Source organism: Gemmatimonas sp., from assembly GCF_044345575.1.
GTDB lineage: Bacteria > Gemmatimonadota > Gemmatimonadetes > Gemmatimonadales > Gemmatimonadaceae > Gemmatimonas.
This window is the reverse complement of record NZ_JBIJAW010000046.1, coordinates 1-16,414: the sequence shown is the minus strand read 5'-3', so window position 1 is coordinate 16,414 and position 16,414 is coordinate 1. Positions and strand designations below refer to the sequence as shown.

Sequence of the window (16,414 nt, the reverse complement as noted above, 5' to 3'; positions counted from 1 at the left end):
GTTCGTCGCGCCGCTGCTCCGTGATGGTGCGCACGACGCCGTCCCAGTCGCGTTCGTTCACGCCCACGGAGCCCTGGCGGCTCTCGTCGAGCGCGAACCCCAGCGTGGCATGTCGATGCCACCGGGTAAGCTCGCGCGCAATGTCCTCACCCGACCGGTCCGGCAGATCGATGGGATACCGCGAAAACGCCGTCAAGACGCCGCCGAGCGCGTCCAGCACCAATCCGAGGCTGTCCTCAGCGGTCGACGTGGCCGAGGGGGCCGAGGGGGCCGAAGGAACGGCGCCGCCGGACATGGACTTCAACGCAGGGGAGCCGATCGCGCCGTTCGAACTACCTCGTTCGGACGCTAGGCGGGGCTCGGTGAGCTTTTTGAAGAACATGGATCGGGTGGAAGGGTCCCTTGGAGGTTCGGCATCTCCACCCGCCGGGTTTAGCATTTGTGGTATGCGATCTACGCCGACCGTTACGCAGCGGGCCCCATATCATCCGGGGCCCGCCGCCGGTGGCGCCGCGGCATCAGCATTCGTCCATCCGGTTCGCCAAGCGCGTCCGATCAGAACGTCTCTCAGAACTCTTCGGCCGCCAGCGCCATGATCGGCGCACTGCCCGCCTGAATGGCGGCCAGCAGGGTGGCGGTCTCGGGCAGCAGGCGACCGAAGAAGAAGCGAGCCGTCTTGAGCTTGGCCTCGTGGAAACGCTTGTCCCCCTCACCGGCGGCAAGCTTCTGCTGCGACACGGTCGCCATGCGCAGCCACTGCCACCCCACCGCCACGAAGCCCATCAGGTTGAGATACTCGGTGGCAGCCGCCCCGACTTCGTCGGGATTGGCGAACCCCTTTTCGGCGAGCAGCATGGTGGCCTTCTGCAGCTGGTACAACGACCCGCCCAGCGCCTTGGCAAAATCCTCCAGCCCGTCCACCTGCGCCGCCGCGTCCACATCGCGCTTCACGAGCTCGAAGAAGCGGCGCACGAGCCGACCACCTTCCATAGGCAGTTTGCGCCCCACCAGGTCGAGCGCCTGCACGGCGTTCGTGCCCTCGTAGATCTGTGCGATGCGCGCGTCGCGCACATACTGCTCGATGCCGTACTCCTTGATGTACCCGTGCCCGCCGAGCGTCTGCAGCGCGATGTTGGCGTTCTCGAAGCCGCGGTCGGTGAGAAACGCCTTGATGACCGGTGTCATGAGTGCCACCATGTCCGACGCTTCCTCGCGCGCCGACGCATCAGGGTGCCGATGCTCGAGGTCGATGCGGATCCCCACCGCGTAGGCGAGCGCACGCATCCCCTCGTTGAGCGCCTTGATGCGCAGCAGGCCCTTCCGCACATCGGGGTGCACCAGAATGGAGTCGGCGGGGCCGTCCGGATTTTTGGGGCCCGTGAGCGAGCGCCCCTGCAGGCGATCCTTCGCATACGCCAGCGCGTTCTGATACGCCACTTCGGACAGCCCGAGCCCCTGCAGCCCCACCGCCAGACGCGCACCGTTCATCATGACGAACATGGCGCGCATCCCCTTGTGCGGCTCGCCCACCATCCAGCCGGTGGCGTTGTCGAAATCGAGCACGCAGGTGGCGCTGGCCTTGATGCCCATCTTGTGCTCCACGCTGCCGCACGTCACCCCGTTCCGGGCCCCGATACCGCCACCGTCCGTCGGCAGATACTTGGGCACGAGGAAGAGCGAGATGCCCTTCGTGCCCCCCGGCGCATCAGGGAGCTTGGCCAGCACGAGATGCACGATGTTCTCAGTGAGATCGTGCTCTCCGGCGCTGATGAAGATCTTCTGTCCCGTGATCGCATACGCACCATCGCCGGCCGGGACGGCCTTCGTGGTGATGATCCCGAGGTCCGTACCGGCGTGCGCCTCGGTCAGACACATGGTCCCGCCCCACGAGCCGTCGATGAGCTTGGGGAGAAAGCGGGCCTTCAATTCGTCCGACCCGTGGCTCATGAGCGCGCTGTACGCGCCGTGCGACAGCCCCGGGTACATGGAGAAGGAGAGATTGGCGGAGCAGAGCATCTCCTCCATCACGAACCGCACCATTTCGGGGAGCCCGGTGCCACCGTACGCCGGCTCGGCGCTGATCGCCGTCCACCCGTCGGCAGTGTAGCGCGCGTACGCCTCCTTGAAGCCGCTCGGCGTCTTCACCTCGCCGTTCACCAGCGCGACCCCCTCGGCGTCCCCCGACTGGTTGATGGGGAAGAGCACCTCCTCGCAGAAGGTGGCGCCGCCCCTGAGCACTTCCTCGATCATCTCCGGCGTGGCGTCTTCGAACCCCGGCAGCGCAGCGAGCTGACCGATGTCGTGCACATCGTTGAGCAGATAGCGGATGTCGTCGAGAGGAGCGCGGTAGGCGGGCATGATCAGGGCTCGGAGTGGGTGGATACATGAACCTGTGGCGCGGACCGTGCGCCGGCAAGAGGAATGCGACGGTCCCGTCATGTTTTCGTCCCACCCCCCGAACCACCGACGCCGATCAACGACGCTGACCCCTTGATCGCCTTGATCGGCGGAACCCGCGGCGCGGGCGCATCGTACGGAGTAACGTGGTGTAGCCCTTTCCATCACCCGGCGGAGTTTCCCCCTGATGAAGCAGTTCTTTGCAGCGCTTGCAGCCAACCTGGTCACCATCGCGGTCTGCGTGGTAGCCGGGATCCTCCTGATCGTCGGCATCGCGGCGTCGGCAGGATCGCGCCCGCCGACCGAAGTACGGCCGGGCTCGGTCCTCGTGATCGATCTCGATGAGACCCTGTCCGACCGGCCTACACGGCCCGAAGTCACCACGTTCCTCGACGAGGCCCTCGACCGCGGCAATCCGTCCTTACCGCTGCGCTCCGCGCTCCTCGGGATCAAGGCGGCGGCCGACGACGATCGCATCAGCGGCATCCTGATCCGCGGCAGCGTGGCCAGCGACGGCGTGCGCTCCGGATACGCGGCGCTCCGTGAACTGCGCGGCGCGCTCATGACCTTCGCCGCATCGAAGAAGCCCGTACACGCGTACCTGGTCAATCCGGACGTGGCCACGTACTACGTGGCGTCCGCGGCGAGCACCATCACCCTCGATCCGTTCGGCTCCCTGCTCTTCCCGGGGCTCGCGTCCGAACAGGTGTTCTTCACGGGGCTGTTCGAGAAGTACGGCATCGGTGTGCAGGTCAGCCGCGTTGGGCGCTACAAGGCCGCCGTGGAACCGTTCACGCGGCGCGACATGAGCCCGGAGAATCGCCAGCAGGTGGCCTCGTATCTGGGCGATCTGTGGAGCGAGGTGAAGGGTGGCGTGGCCACGTCGCGCCATGTGGATACCGTGGCGTTGCAGACCGCCGTCGACGCCAACGGCATTCTTCTGCCCGGCGATGCCCAGGCGAGCAAGCTGGTCGATCGCGTCGCGTATTTCGACGTGGTGCTCAACGATCTGCAAAAGCTCGCGGGCATTGCCCCCGCCGGCGACAGCACTGGTGCAAAGCGCCCCGAGGCGAATTCGCGCGCGGCGAAGCTCGCCGCCGCGCTGGAACAGCCATCGCTGCCGCAGATCATGCTGCGCGCGTATGCTCCGCTCGCGGTTTCGAAGGAGCGTCTCATTGGTGGAAGTCAGGCAGTTGCAGTGGTCTATGCCGAGGGCGATATCGTCGACGGTGAAGGCAGCGAGAATCAGATCGGCGGCGCGTCGCTGTCGCGCGCCCTGCGCGCCATTCGCAACGATGGACAGATCAAGGCGGTCGTGCTGCGCGTGAACAGCCCGGGCGGCAGTGCCGTCGCCTCGGAGCAGATCCAACGCGAGCTCTCCCTCATCGCGGCGCGCAAGCCCGTGGTGGTGTCGATGAGTTCACTGGCGGCGAGCGGCGGCTACTGGATCAGCACGGCCGGCAAGCGCATCTTCGCCGAGCCGAACACGATCACGGGGTCGATCGGTGTCTTCTCGCTGGTCCCGAACATTCAGGGACTCGCGAACCGACAGGGGATCACCTTCGACACGGTGAAGACGGGCCGCTACGCCGCCCTCTTCTCGCTGGCCCGCCCGCGCAGCGAGGCGGAGCTGGCCGTGCTCCAGCGCGGCACCGATGCGGTGTACGCGGCGTTTCTCGAGCGCGTGTCGACGTCGCGCAGCCTGCCCATCGATTCGGTGCGCGCCATCGCCGAGGGTCGGGTGTGGTCGGGCGTGCAGGCGCAGCGCCTCGGACTGGTGGACTCCCTCGGTGGGTTGACCGAGGCACTGAAGAGCGCGGCCGCGCTGGCCAAGCTCACCGGCGATTACGACGTGCGGGAGTATCCACGCATGAAGAGTGCGGCCGAGCGCCTCACCGAACTGGTGGAGAACCGTCCGGAGCCCGTGGCGGCGAAGATCGATGCCGTGGCGCGAGACCTTGGCGCCACAGGCCCGGCGGCGCAGCTGGCGCGTGATCTGACGAACGAACTGAGCGTGCTGCTCACGTACAACGATCCGCGTGGCGTGTACGCGCGGATGCCGTACATCCTGCGCATCAGATAGCCAAGCAGACCCCCGACAGCGCACAGGGCCCCTCGCACTATTCGGTGCGGGGGGCCCTATGCGCTTACGGACGCGTGGATCAGTTGAATCGTGCCGGGAACATGCGCACCGGCCGCTCGCGTAACGGCGCAGCGAGCAGGCGCAAACGCTCGACCAGTGCCGGCGTGACTTCCTGACCACGTCCGATCAAGGTGAGTTCGTTGGGGCCGATCACATCCTCCGCAAAAATCATCCCCACGCGGACCCGCTCGAGGCGGACGACCACGCTTTCGTCACCGGTCGCAGTGTCGGGGATGTTCCTGAGCGCCACACGCAAGGCGGCCAGCAGCGTCGGATCGTACTGGCCGATGCGGCCTTCCATTACCCGCAGCCGTGCGGCAATGGAGAGCTTACGCGACTCGAGTACGTCGTAGTCGTCGGCAATGAGCAGGATGCGCGCGCCGACGGGAATGGCGTTGCCCGAGATGCCCGGCGCCGGGCTGTTCGTGCCATCGAACCACGTGCGCTGAAACAGCAGGATGTCACGCACCGGTTCGAGCCGCGGGATGTCCGAAACCAGCTGTGCCCCGACCGCAGGCAGGCGTTCGGCCATCTTCAACTCACTCGCCGTGAGATTGGTGCCGGTATGCAGCTTGTCGAGCAGCTGCGGCGGCAGAGTGACGGCTCCGAGATGCGCGAGGAGTGCCGCCACTTCAACGCACCAGCGATCGGCTTCAGGCACGGCATCGGTCAACAGGGCGGCGATCCGGCGCACACGCGAGGCACGTGAGAGCTCCTGCGGATGCACGAGGGTGAGCACGTCCATGCACAGCTTGAGGGCCCCCTTGAGCGTCTCCTCCAACAGCTCCCGTTCGGCGCGCAACAGACGTTCGTGCGCCACCGCGGCGTCGAGGGCGCTGCGCAACTGCTCGGGGGGACATGGCTTGAGCAGGAAGCGGAAGATGCTGCCATCGTTGACCGCGGCCACCGCCGATTCGACATCGGCGTGCCCCGTAAGCAGAATGCGCACGGTATCGGGCGCACGTTCGCGCGCGACGCGCAACACGTCCACACCGCTCAGCTCAGGCATGCGCATGTCGGTCACGACCGCCGTGAACGGGCCGTTCTGTTCGAGCTGCGCGATCGCCGCGCGGCCACTGGTCGCCGTGTGCACCTCAAAACGATCGAACAGCAGCCGGGCCAGCGCTTCCACCACGTGCGGCTCGTCGTCGACACACAGGATGCGCGGACGGGCAGGCAACGACGAGGCCGCCGGGTCCGCCGCCGTCTCCATGACGGGCTGTGGGGGTACCGTGAGATCGAGCAAAGGATCGAGTGCGGTCGTATTCATGGCGATGTCGGTCCGGCAATCGGGAGCCGGACTTCGAAAGTGGTGCCCTGCCCCTCGACGGAGCGAAAGCGAATGGTGCCACCGTGGCGGTCCACCACGGCATGGGCAATGGCCAGCCCCTGACCGGTCCCGCTGCCCACGGCCTTGGTGGTAAAGAACGGATCGAACACGCGATCGGCGATGCCAGCTGGGATCCCGGTGCCGGTGTCGGCAATCTCGATGACGACGAACGCGCCGTCACGTTGCGTGGCGACGCGCAGCTGGCCTGGGCGACCGCTGTCACGCATCGCATCGCCGGCATTCACCAACAGGTTGAGAAACACCTGATTGAGCTCGGTCACGAAGCATCGCGTCAACGGCAACGCGGGGTCGAAGTCGGTTCGACATTCGGCCACGTAGCGCCATTCATTGCGTGTGATCGTCAGGGCGAGCGAAAGGGCGTGATTGATGTCGGCGAGCGCCGCCGCGCTGGTACCGGGGTGGGAGAACTGCTTCACACTGCGTACGATGCCCGCAATGCGATTGAGCCCATCGAGTGATTGGCTGAGTGCCGACGGCAGCTCCCGTTGCAGAAACGCCGCCGACTCCGTACTCAGCCGATCGTCGACCCAGCCCTGCAGTGCACACGGGAGGCTCGCGTCATCCGACGATGCCGTGCACGATGGACGCACGGGATCGAGGAGCCGGCGCATCCGGTCGAATGAGTCGGCGAGGAAGCGGACGTTGTCGGAGACGTACTGCACCGGGGTGTTGATTTCATGGGCGATACCTGCGGCGAGCTGGCCGATACTCTCGAGGCGCTGCGCCCGCTGCAATTGGCCCTCGAGCTGGCGGCGCTCGGTGATGTCGACGGCGACGACGCCCGCGCGACGTTCGTCCTCCCCCTCCACGGCAAACGCGTACAGCTGCCAGTGACGCGTATCCCCGGACGACGAGATCACCTGCTCCGTGCGCTCGATGTTCGCACCGTCCCGCAGGACCGCGTTCGCGTGCGCTTCGATGGCTGGCGCCAGCGGGAACGCGAGCGTGGCCAGCGGGGTGCCGGCCAGCGTCGACGCGGAGGTCCCGGCGTGCAGCTCGAACGTGGCATTCGCGTACTCGAGCTCACCCCGATCGTTGATCAGTGCGGCAATGAACGGGGAATGGTCCATGAACGCCGTGAATCGCTGTTCACGGCTTCGCCGCTGCCGTCGACTGATGCGCAGCTCGATCTCGACCGCGGCCGCGCGCGCGAGATCCTCCAACCCGGCGATCTGCTCGGCGGTCCAGACGCGCGTCGTCCGGTCGTAGGCGCTGAAGGCGGCGAGGGTCCGGCCACGGCGACTGGAGATCGGGACCGCGAGGTAGGAGCGCACCCCGAGTTGCTGCATTCCGGGGCGCTGCTGCCCCAGCGGATGCGAGGCGAGATCGTCGATGATGAGCGGCGTTTCGGTCTGGACCACGACATCGCACAACGAGCGGGACAGCGGCAGGGTGCGGCGATTGGCCGCCTCGCCCGTCGCCCCGGTCATGCCAATCAGTCGCAGCCCGGTGGGCGTCGGCAGATTGACGAGCACCAGGGGGGCCGACACCAACTGGCTCGCCGCCCGGGCGAGACCATCGAGCACGTCCGAGAAACCGTCGAGCAGACCCGTGGCGTGGATCGCTCGCAGGCGCGTGGAATCGAACGCCGTCGTGGCGGATATTGGGACCTGTTCGGCTTCTCCGGCCACGGACATCGCGGATCGTCCCTCCTTCGAGACGCTGGGCAGTGGCGCTGAACGCCGTCAACGGTACGAGTGTGCCCTGATAGTGTCGGCAGCGGAAATGACGACCTCAAGCATTCCGGCGATCCGGCCCCGCGTATCATCGGGTTCCTAACGCAAACAGGGTGGAGCGACCCGGCTCCACCCTGTAACGGCGACCTTCGCCATGCGATGGGCGAGGCGTCAGCCCTCGAACACCGGCGTGCGCCACGCTCCATAGGTCGTCTTGCGGTGCGACTCGAGGCGGCGTCCCTGCGCTTCCCAATCGGCCAGTTCACCGCGTGCGCGCGCCACGTGCGCGGCCGCCTTGGCGATGCTGGGCGCGAGCCCGCGCGCCTGTACGTCGGCGAGCGCCCACTCAGCGGCCTTCACCCGTGCCTGCGCGATGGCGAGCTGCTCGACACACCGGGTCGCGTGGTAGCTGCTCCACGCATTGATCGGCCGATCGTCGTCGAAGCCATAGAGCGCCCAAATCCCATCGTTGGTCGGGATGGCGTCGACAAGAATCGCGTCGATGTCGTCAGGAATGGAGACCGAGGCATCCGGGCTGTGCATGCTCATGGGGAGGCACCGAGAGGGTGAGCGAACGGGGCAGGAAGGTACCGCACGTCATGACGGTTCATGACATCTATTCAAGTCGTCGGGCGGGGGCGGCGGTTCCCTGCGAATGTCGGCGGCACCGCGTCGCTAGATTGCCCGGATGCACAGTCGACTTTTCTCGGTGATGACGGCCGTTCGCACGGCGCTCCTGATGCTTGTGTGCGGCGCCCTGCCGCTCGGCGCCCAAGCGACGCAGTCCGGAGCGAAACCCACGGGCAAAGCAGGGGCGACGGCCCGCGATTCCGCGCGCACGCGCAAGGACACCACCGCGTACCCGACCGGTGGCACCTCGGCCGCGTCCCGCGCCTTGGCAGGGCGGCCCGCCCCGGTGTGGCCGGTCCCCGGCCCCGCCCCGCTCGCGGGCAGCATTCTGCCGGCCAAACGCATCATCGCCTATTACGGCAACCCGTTTTCGAAGCGCATGGGGGTCCTGGGGGAGTATCCCAAGCCGGAGATGCTGCAGCGGCTCGATCGCGAGATCGCCGCGTGGCGCAACGCTGATCCGGGCACCCCGGTCCAGCCGGCGCTGCACCTCATCACGACGGTCGCGCAGGGCGATGCGGGGAAGGACGGCAAGTACCGCATGCGCCACGGCGACGCGCTCACGGAGAAAGTGTACGGCTGGGCCAAGGAGAAGAACGCCCTGCTCTTTCTGGATGTGCAGGTGGGGCTGAGCACGATCCAGGAGGAACTCCCGCGGCTCGAGCCGTGGCTCGCGAAGCCGGATGTGCACTTCGGCATGGATCCGGAATTCTCGATGAAGGACGGCACGAAGCCGGGCAAGAAGATCGGGAGCTACGACGCCGCCGACGTGAACTGGGTCATCGACCAGTTGGCGCGCATCGTGACCCAATACAAGCTGCCCCCCAAGGTCCTCGTGGTGCATCGCTTCACGAAGCCCATGCTCACCAACGCCGCGAAGATCAAGCGCGACCCGCGCGTGCAGGTGGTGATCCACATGGACGGATGGGGGCCGCCAAGTCTCAAGCGCGATAGCTATGCGGCGTACGTGTACGCCGAACCCGTGCAGTTCACCGGCTTCAAGCTGTTCTACAAGAACGACCGCAAGTACGGCGGCCCGATCATGACGCCGCGTCAGTTGCTCGCGCTGACGCCGAAGCCGCTCTACATCCAGTACCAGTGATGCAGCGGGCGGCCGGAGCGCCCGTTGCCCGCTATCGCCACTGTAGCGACATCAGGAACGACACGCGCCGCGGCAGCCCGGGTTCGAAGAAGCGATTGCGCGTGGCGTTGATGACGAGACTCGAGGCATAGCGGCGGTCGAACAGGTTCTCGATCGACACGGTGGGTTGCAGGCGAACGCCGCCCATCGTTGCGGCGTCGAGCCCCAAGCGCCAGTTCCACACGGCAAAGCCGGCGCCGTTCACCGTGCCGGCGTCGTTCGCACTGGCCTCAGATGATGCCGTGACCTCGAGTCCGCTCCATAGCACGCCCCGACGCACAGTGCTGAACGCCTGCAGATAGTGTTCCGGGACACCGGGAATCGCCTTGCCCGCGTAGGACACCGTGCCAACCACATAGCGATCGAAACGGAAGCGTGAATGCGTGTAGGCGGCGCCGACATCCACGGCGCTCCACTGTGCCCGCACACTCGTTTCGACGCCCGTGCGCGTCGTGCGTCCGGCATTGCGAAAGGCGCGACGGCCCGGCTGATTGGGCACGTCGAACGGCACGAGCTCGTCGAGCACGACGGCGCGGAAGAGCGACAGGTCGGCCTTGAGATGATCGCCGAGGAACGCCTGCGTGCCCACCTCGCTGGTGCGCGTACGCTGCGGCTCAAGCGTCGCGTTGAGACCGGCGGCGCCGGTTTCCTGATTGGTAAGCTCGGTGATCGTGGGCGTTTCGAACGCGGTGGAGAGATTGCCGTACAGTGACCAGCGCATGACCGGGCGCCACACGACGCCGACCATGGGGCTCACCGCCTGCAACGTGCGATCACCGGAGTCGTTGGCATTGGTGGCGGTCACGAACCGATCGCGCACGCGAAAGCGCACGCGATCATGGCGCAGCGCGCCGCTCACGAACACGCCATGCGGGGCCTCCACCTCGAGCCGGGCGTACCCGCCAACGTTCGCGGCGCGCTCCTGCTGATCGAGACGTGTGGCCCCGCGCTCCGTGCCAGGGCGCGGACAGAGCGTAGTCGGCGGGGCCGTCGGCGACACTGCCGCGCAATTTTCGTAGTTGTATCGTTCGTCCATCTGCCGCTGCGCGTCGAGGCCGGCGCCCACCCGCAGTGGCCAGGCCAGTCGAGTCGTGCGCCAGCTGCCGTGCACGTTGCCGCCGGCCACGCGGCGATCCACCGCCACCATGGCGAACGGCAGCGGGTTATCGAGCGTGCGACTTCCCGTGAACACGGCGCCGCGGATGGTCCCACCGGCCACCTCGCGTTCGGCCAGCAACGACAGCTGCGACTGCACGACGGCCTTGCGCGACCGGCGCGTGATGTTGAGCGAATCGGGCAGTCGCGGGTCGCGCGCCAGTTCCGCGGCCGTGAGTGCGCCGGTGTTCTCGGCGCGCGGGGCATCGTAATGCGTACCCTGTAGTTCGACGCGCGTACCGGCCACCGTGGCGAGCGCCCGCATGAACACGCTGCTGGCGTCGAACCGCGACCAGGTGCGCGGTCCGTTGCCCTGCGTATGTGTCGCCGACAGCAGCCATGCGGCGCGCTGCCACCGGCCGATGCTGTCGCGCGCGGCTCCGGACAGCTGCACGTTGCCGCGTTGCAGCCCGCCGCCGTCCCACACGCGCGCCTGCGTGGAGAATGGAGCGGGCGACGGCGCACGCGAGCGCATGTCGATCACGCCACCCGCCGCGTTGCCGTACAGCGCCGCTGCGGTGCCCCGCACCACATCGATGCGGTCGATGGTTTCGAGATCGATCCAGTCGGTGGGAGTTTGGCCATCGGGGAGCGACACGGGAACGCCGTCGCGCAACACGCGCACGCCGCGCACGCCGAACGCCGAGCGGGCGCCGAAGCCGCGCAGCGCAATGCGCTGATCCTGTGACGGATTGGCGCGATCCTGCACCTGCACGCCGGGGACGCCCAGCAGCAGATCACTCACCCCGGTGCGACGGAGGGCGGGCCGGGCCGACAGTGGGGCCGTGGTCACGGCGAACGGCAGCTCGAATGGTGCGCGCGCGGCATCGCGGGTCACGGTGGTGCGCACCGACTGCAACCGTTGCGTCATGGTGTCGCGCCGCACGACGCTATCGCGTTGCGCGAGCAGCTCGGCGGGATGGAAGGCAGTGAGGGCAACGGCGAACGCCATCGCACCGATCGGGACCGCCGGCAGACGTTGGGCAGGGTTTCGAAGCACCCTGCGATTTACCGTGCTCGGCGCGCCGATGGAATCCCCTTCCGCGGCAGCGGCAGGGCATTGCGTCCTACTTCGCGGTGCCGGAGCAGCTCGGCTGGCGGTCGAACGGGCTATCGTCGAAGAGCTCGCCGGTTCGCGAACAGACGATGCCGGTGCTGGTATCACGAACCGACATGAACCAGTGCGAGCGCGATGCGTTGGCGGCCACGACCCGCTGGGTTTCCGGCACCGTCATGCCGCGTGCCTTGAGCTCGGGCCAGGTGGCAAACCGCTGATTGAGGATACGGAAGGCCGTCTGCTGCTCGTACACCTTGCTGAGTGTGCCGGACACGGCCGTGCGGCTGCGGTCCTGCTGCATCGAGCCGTTCATCTTCACGGCGGCAAGGGCAACGGTGAGCAACACGAACGCCACCACGATACTGGTGACGAACACGTGATCGCGCTTCTCACGGGCGGCCGAGCCGATCGTGGTCGACCGATTGGCCCTGGCGGGGGCGCTCGCCGGCGCGCCCCGACTCGCCGGTCGTGCGGCATTCCCTGATGCGGCCGCCGCACCGGCAGACGATGTTGCGGGCTGTGCAGGGCTCATGTCGCGCGGCTTCCCGTATGGTGGTGCCGCAGACGCGCCGAGCGGCCGCGGCATCGCGCGAACGCGATCGGCGGCCAGCGTCGAGGGGCGGCGGGGCGACGGGGAGGACATGCGGTCATCGTATGTGGTTGACGATTATGATGGCCGGTTGGCAGCAGTATGGCCGTCACACGACGAGCATTGATTCGAACATTTCCATGACGAACGGCTCAGCATGGGCCCAACGATTGGTCAGGCTCCCACCGCTATCTTTCCGGTATGTTCTTCAAACAGTTCTATGACCAACCGCTCGCCCAGGCGAGCTACCTCATCGGCTGTCAGGCGACGGGTGAGGCCATCGTGGTGGATCCGCTGCGCGACCCCGCGCCGTACCTGCTCGCGGCCAAGGCCGAGGGGCTGCGCATCACCCACGTGACGGAGACGCACATTCACGCGGACTTCGTCTCCGGTGCCCGTGAACTGCGGGCCGCGACCGGCGCCCGGCTCTTCCTGTCGGCCGAGGGTGGGAGCGACTGGCAGTACGCCTTTGCGGCCGGCGACGGCGCCACCCTGCTCCACGACGGCGACCACATCATGGTCGGGAACATCCGCCTCGACGTGTGGCACACGCCGGGGCACACCCCGGAACATCTCAGTTTCGTGGTCACCGATACCCCGCGCGCGGCCGGCGCCATGGGCATTCTCACCGGCGACTTCGTGTTCGTGGGCGACGTAGGACGGCCGGATCTGCTGGAGAAGGCGGCAGGCGTTGCGAACACGATGGAGGAGGGCGCCCGCGCGTTGTTCCGCTCACTGCAGCGGTTCCGTACACTCCCCGATCATTTGCAGGTGTGGCCGGGTCACGGCGCCGGCTCGGCGTGCGGCAAGGCGCTGGGCGCGGTGCCCTCGAGTACCGTGGGCTACGAAAAGCTCGCGAACTGGGGCGTGGCCACCACCGACGAGCACGAGTTCGTGCAGATGGTGCTGGAGGGGCAGCCGGAGCCCCCGCGCTACTTCGCGGAGATGAAGCGCATCAATCGCGATGGGGCGCCCATTCTTGGCGACCTGGTGGCGCTACCCCAGCAGGACGGCCAGACGATCGCCCGGCGTGTATTGACCGCGTCGCCCGCCGTGTGGTGCATCGACCTGCGCCCCGCGCGCGCCTTTGCGGAGCATCATGTACCGGGGAGTCTGTCGGTGCCGTATGGGCGAAGCTTCAGTACCTGGGTGGGCTCGATCGTGCCGTACGATGTGGACGTGGTGCTGGTGGCGCCGGCGGGGGGCGCCGTACAGGTAGCAAGCGCGCGCGCCGACCTGTTGCGCATTGGCCTGGATCGGGTCACCGGGTGGGTCGATGCGGTCGACTTGCTGGCGGCGTACGAGGCGGCAGGCGGGGCGCCAGCGCACATCGAGTGGCGCCCAGTCGCCTCGGCCGAGGTCCGTGATGGCACGCTGCCGGTGGTCGACGTGCGTGGCCGCAGTGAATGGATGGCCGGGCACCTCCCGGCGGCGCAGCACATTCCCCTGGGCGAGCTCGCCGATCACATGAGCGACCTCCCGGCGGGCCCGTTCGGCGTGCAGTGCCAGTCTGGCGCCCGCTCAGCGATCGCCACGAGTCTGTTGCACCGGCTGGGGCGCACCGATGCGATCAATCTGGAGGGCGGCTACGCGGCCTGGTCGTTTGCCAACGGTCAGTAACCGCTCACCACTGATTTAGAGCGTTTGATCGCTACTGGTGACGCTCAGATGACGGAGCGGGTGATCTTACCGGTGCGGTGAATAGTGCCCATGGACGGTGAGGTGGGCAGACAGTGCCGGTGACGCCCCTGTCGTCTGAATGATTGAATACAATGATTGATCACGGGCCTGGCGAAACGAAAACGCGCGGCGTGAACTCACGCCGCGCGTTTCGTCTGTATCCCCGGGCGGGAGCGCCCGTGCCGCTCAGGCGGCGCGGGTGGCGATGAGGTGCTGCATGAACTCACCGGCCGCCCTGCGCTGGTGAGGGGTACCCACGCGGATGCCGTCGACGCAGGCGAGCATCTTGTGTAGTCGTGCATCGCGGCTGGCGACCTTGGTGAGTCCATTGAAGAGCGGTACTAACGCTTCACCGCGCACGAGCCCGCCCTCCATGGGCCACACGAGCACGCGTGCGTTCTCCTCACCCCCCAGCACCGCTGTTAGCTCGGGGTGGGCCCCAGCGGTGGGTAGCCCGGCCTTCTCCGGCCCGCGCACGGCGGGGAACGCATAGCGCGCGCCGTAGACGAGAAATTCGTGCAGAGCGGACTCGTGCACCGTGCGGCTGCCAGCCCCGCAGATGCCGGCGTGCTGCAGACGTGCGACGGCGCGGTGTACGGCACTCGTGCTGGTAGCCAACGCGATCGCCAGCGGCTCGTACCGGTCTTCCGGCACGACAACGAGACGGAGGGCGACGGCTATGTCGAAGGGCCGGAGCGATGGCTGCGAAGGCACAAGCGTATGGGCGCGAGGGAAGGAAACGACCGATGCACCAGTCTACTGTGAGTTTTCTCACTTATGGGACGGCGACAAAACAGCTTGTCCCAGTATTCGTGGCTTTTGTGTCGCTGCACACCAACTCACAGCGAAAAATGCACGGGTGAGACCACCTTAGTTAAAGTGGCCTTAATCCACCTCGCGTTCCGGAGGCAGCCGGACAATACCAGCCACGGCGCTGGCGGTGAAGGGTCGGACCTTCCAGCTTTGGGCGATGTCCGACTCCCTCACCTTCCATGCTACGCCGGTGTTTCCGCGTGGCTTCCGCTGCGCCAGCCGCAACGTGGGACTCAAGCCCACCGCGCGCGACCTCACCCTGTTCGTGAGTGACGTCGAGGCGGCCGCCGCCGCGGTGTTCACGCGCAATCATTTCCCCGGGGCTCCCATCATCCTGGGGCGTGAAACCATCGCTGGCGGGGTCCTGCGCGCGGTGATTGCGAACAGCAAGGTCAGCAACGTGGCGACCGGCGCGAGGGGTGTGGAGAACGCGCGCCGCATGGCCAGCGCGGCGGCGGCCGAACTGCAGACCACCGCCGATCGCGTGCTCGTCAGTTCGACCGGTGTGATCGGCGTGCAACTGCCCATCGAAAAGATCGAGGCCGGCGTGGTGGGGATGGCCGCCGATCTGCAGCATGACCCCATGGTCGGCGCCGAAGGGATCATGACGACCGACTCGCATCCCAAGGCGCTCTCGGCGTCGGTGGGCAACGCGACGATCACCTGGGTGGCCAAGGGTTCGGGGATGATCGAGCCCAACATGGCGACCATGCTGTCGTACATCTTCACCGATGCCGCGTTCGATGCGGCGACCCTCGACCGCCTGCTGCGCGCCGCGGTGGCCCCGTCCTTCAACATGCTCTCGGTCGATACCGACACCAGCACGTCGGACACCTGCGCCATTCTGGCGAACGGGTTGGCGGGCCCGGTCGATGAGACCGCGTTCCTGCAGGCGCTCATCGCCGGCTGCACCCGCATGACGGAAATTCTCGCGCGCGATGGTGAAGGGGCCGAGCATCTACTCCGCGTGCAGGTGACCGGCGCGAAAGACGCGCGCGAGGCGCACATCGTGGCCAAATCCATCGTCAATTCCCCGTTGGTGAAGACGATGGTGCACGGCGCTGATCCGAACGTCGGCCGTCTGCTGATGGCCGTGGGCAAGTGCTTCGATTGCACCATCCAGCCCGCCACCACCGATGCCTGGATCAACGGCTATCAGGTGGTGGGTCGCGGTGAGCGGCTGACCTTCGACGACACGGTGGTGCGGGAGACCTTGTCGCGGGAAGTCGTGGACATTGCCGTGTCCCTCGGCGTAGGCGATGGCGCTGCCACCGCCTACGGCTGCGACTTCACGAAGGGCTACATCGAGGAGAACGCGGCGTACTACTCGTCGTAACCCGACTTACGCCTCCGGTAGGTCGGGGATTCCGTCCACGTTGAGTGAACGCACTTCCTCGACCCACCGGGTAAGCCGGTCGAGTTGCAACGCCTGCGGGGTAATGTCGAAGTGCTGCACGAGGGCGCCACGGGGCACCGTATCGGTGAGGGCCGTGGCCTGCAGCAGGAAGTAGCGCTGCTTGTCGGGCGAATGGCAGGGGTACTGCAACTCGAAGCGGTCCCGCTTGCCAGCGAGCAATTCGCGCAGCCCACGGCCCACGGCGTGCGCCATGGGATCGTCGGTGGCCGCCATGCAGGTGGCGACGTAGTTGAGCCCGATCCCCGAGACGAGCGCCGGCGGCGCGTCATTGATCTCGGCGAAGCGCGCCCATTCGGCGTTCGTCTGCACGATGGTGCCATCGGCACCGAGCACGGCGATGGACGAGGGGATGGAATCGAGGATGT

General features: G+C 67.1%; 13 protein-coding genes. 4 read left to right on the top strand and 9 right to left on the bottom strand.

Annotation, left to right across the window (positions count from 1 at the left end; all coding sequences use genetic code 11):
• The coding region (locus tag ACIQ6O_RS04845) for a hypothetical protein (RefSeq protein ID WP_396206660.1) at positions 1 to 295 on the bottom strand (295 nt) is incomplete at its 3' end.
• Positions 296 to 567: 272 nt separating this feature from the next.
• On the bottom strand, positions 568 to 2,358 hold the full coding sequence (locus tag ACIQ6O_RS04840) for an acyl-CoA dehydrogenase C-terminal domain-containing protein (RefSeq protein WP_396206659.1): 1,791 nt from the start codon (positions 2,356 to 2,358) through the stop codon (positions 568 to 570).
• Between the two features lie 226 nt (positions 2,359 to 2,584).
• Between ACIQ6O_RS04840 and sppA the strand changes: the two genes are divergently transcribed.
• Positions 2,585 to 4,480, top strand: coding sequence for a signal peptide peptidase SppA (sppA, locus tag ACIQ6O_RS04835; RefSeq protein ID WP_396206658.1), 1,896 nt, complete (start codon positions 2,585 to 2,587; stop codon positions 4,478 to 4,480).
• 79 nt (positions 4,481 to 4,559) lie between these two features.
• Here sppA and ACIQ6O_RS04830 read toward each other — a convergent pair whose 3' ends face one another.
• From ACIQ6O_RS04830 to ACIQ6O_RS04820, 3 genes are all read right to left on the bottom strand, one after another.
• Positions 4,560 to 5,810, bottom strand: coding sequence for an HD domain-containing phosphohydrolase (locus ACIQ6O_RS04830; protein WP_396206657.1), 1,251 nt, complete (start codon positions 5,808 to 5,810; stop codon positions 4,560 to 4,562).
• Complete coding sequence (locus ACIQ6O_RS04825) at positions 5,807 to 7,528, bottom strand: ATP-binding protein (RefSeq protein ID WP_396206656.1); 1,722 nt, start codon at positions 7,526 to 7,528, stop codon at positions 5,807 to 5,809. The genes ACIQ6O_RS04830 and ACIQ6O_RS04825 overlap by 4 nt, the downstream gene beginning before the upstream one ends.
• Before the next feature lie 210 nt (positions 7,529 to 7,738).
• Entirely contained in the window at positions 7,739 to 8,116 is a 378-nt protein-coding gene (locus tag ACIQ6O_RS04820; protein ID WP_396206655.1) for a hypothetical protein, read from the bottom strand.
• 139 nt (positions 8,117 to 8,255) lie between these two features.
• Here ACIQ6O_RS04820 and ACIQ6O_RS04815 point away from each other — a divergent pair, with 139 nt between their 5' ends.
• On the top strand, positions 8,256 to 9,299 hold the full coding sequence (locus ACIQ6O_RS04815) for a hypothetical protein (protein WP_396206654.1): 1,044 nt from the start codon (positions 8,256 to 8,258) through the stop codon (positions 9,297 to 9,299).
• A gap of 31 nt (positions 9,300 to 9,330) precedes the next feature.
• Here ACIQ6O_RS04815 and ACIQ6O_RS04810 read toward each other — a convergent pair whose 3' ends face one another.
• The gene (locus tag ACIQ6O_RS04810; RefSeq protein ID WP_396206653.1) at positions 9,331 to 11,445 is read right to left on the bottom strand and encodes a TonB-dependent receptor family protein; all 2,115 of its coding nucleotides are present in this window, start codon (positions 11,443 to 11,445) and stop codon (positions 9,331 to 9,333) included.
• Positions 11,446 to 11,560: 115 nt separating this feature from the next.
• Positions 11,561 to 12,193, bottom strand: coding sequence for a hypothetical protein (locus ACIQ6O_RS04805; protein ID WP_396206652.1), 633 nt, complete (start codon positions 12,191 to 12,193; stop codon positions 11,561 to 11,563).
• Between the two features lie 147 nt (positions 12,194 to 12,340).
• On the opposite strand from ACIQ6O_RS04805, the gene ACIQ6O_RS04800 reads away from it, so the two are divergent.
• Entirely contained in the window at positions 12,341 to 13,759 is a 1,419-nt protein-coding gene (locus ACIQ6O_RS04800; protein WP_396206651.1) for a rhodanese-like domain-containing protein, read from the top strand.
• A 246-nt stretch (positions 13,760 to 14,005) separates the two neighbouring features.
• Here the strand turns inward: ACIQ6O_RS04800 and ACIQ6O_RS04795 are convergent, their stop codons facing one another.
• Entirely contained in the window at positions 14,006 to 14,533 is a 528-nt protein-coding gene (locus tag ACIQ6O_RS04795) for a MarR family transcriptional regulator (protein WP_396206650.1), read from the bottom strand.
• A gap of 256 nt (positions 14,534 to 14,789) precedes the next feature.
• Here ACIQ6O_RS04795 and argJ point away from each other — a divergent pair, with 256 nt between their 5' ends.
• Positions 14,790 to 15,968: a bifunctional glutamate N-acetyltransferase/amino-acid acetyltransferase ArgJ gene (gene argJ, locus ACIQ6O_RS04790; RefSeq protein ID WP_396206649.1), complete on the top strand. Its 1,179-nt coding sequence runs from the start codon at positions 14,790 to 14,792 to the stop codon at positions 15,966 to 15,968.
• A gap of 6 nt (positions 15,969 to 15,974) precedes the next feature.
• Here argJ and ACIQ6O_RS04785 read toward each other — a convergent pair.
• Positions 15,975 to 16,414: PAS domain-containing protein (locus ACIQ6O_RS04785; protein WP_396206648.1), on the bottom strand; the 440-nt coding region annotated here is incomplete at its 5' end.

Excerpts from the sequence above, each read along its gene's own strand:
- ACIQ6O_RS04820 (WP_396206655.1), bottom strand. The coding sequence starts at position 8,116 with ATGAGCATGCACAGCCCGGATGCCTCGGTCTCCATTCCTGACGACATC.
- ACIQ6O_RS04815 (WP_396206654.1), top strand. The coding sequence starts at position 8,256 with ATGCACAGTCGACTTTTCTCGGTGATGACGGCCGTTCGCACGGCGCTC.
- ACIQ6O_RS04810 (WP_396206653.1), bottom strand. The coding sequence starts at position 11,445 with ATGGCGTTCGCCGTTGCCCTCACTGCCTTCCATCCCGCCGAGCTGCTC.
- sppA (WP_396206658.1), top strand. The coding sequence starts at position 2,585 with ATGAAGCAGTTCTTTGCAGCGCTTGCAGCCAACCTGGTCACCATCGCG.
- argJ (WP_396206649.1), top strand. The coding sequence starts at position 14,790 with ATGTCCGACTCCCTCACCTTCCATGCTACGCCGGTGTTTCCGCGTGGC.
- ACIQ6O_RS04840 (WP_396206659.1), bottom strand. The coding sequence starts at position 2,358 with ATGCCCGCCTACCGCGCTCCTCTCGACGACATCCGCTATCTGCTCAAC.
- ACIQ6O_RS04805 (WP_396206652.1), bottom strand. The coding sequence starts at position 12,193 with ATGTCCTCCCCGTCGCCCCGCCGCCCCTCGACGCTGGCCGCCGATCGC.
- ACIQ6O_RS04830 (WP_396206657.1), bottom strand. The coding sequence starts at position 5,810 with ATGAATACGACCGCACTCGATCCTTTGCTCGATCTCACGGTACCCCCA.
- ACIQ6O_RS04825 (WP_396206656.1), bottom strand. The coding sequence starts at position 7,528 with ATGTCCGTGGCCGGAGAAGCCGAACAGGTCCCAATATCCGCCACGACG.
- ACIQ6O_RS04800 (WP_396206651.1), top strand. The coding sequence starts at position 12,341 with ATGTTCTTCAAACAGTTCTATGACCAACCGCTCGCCCAGGCGAGCTAC.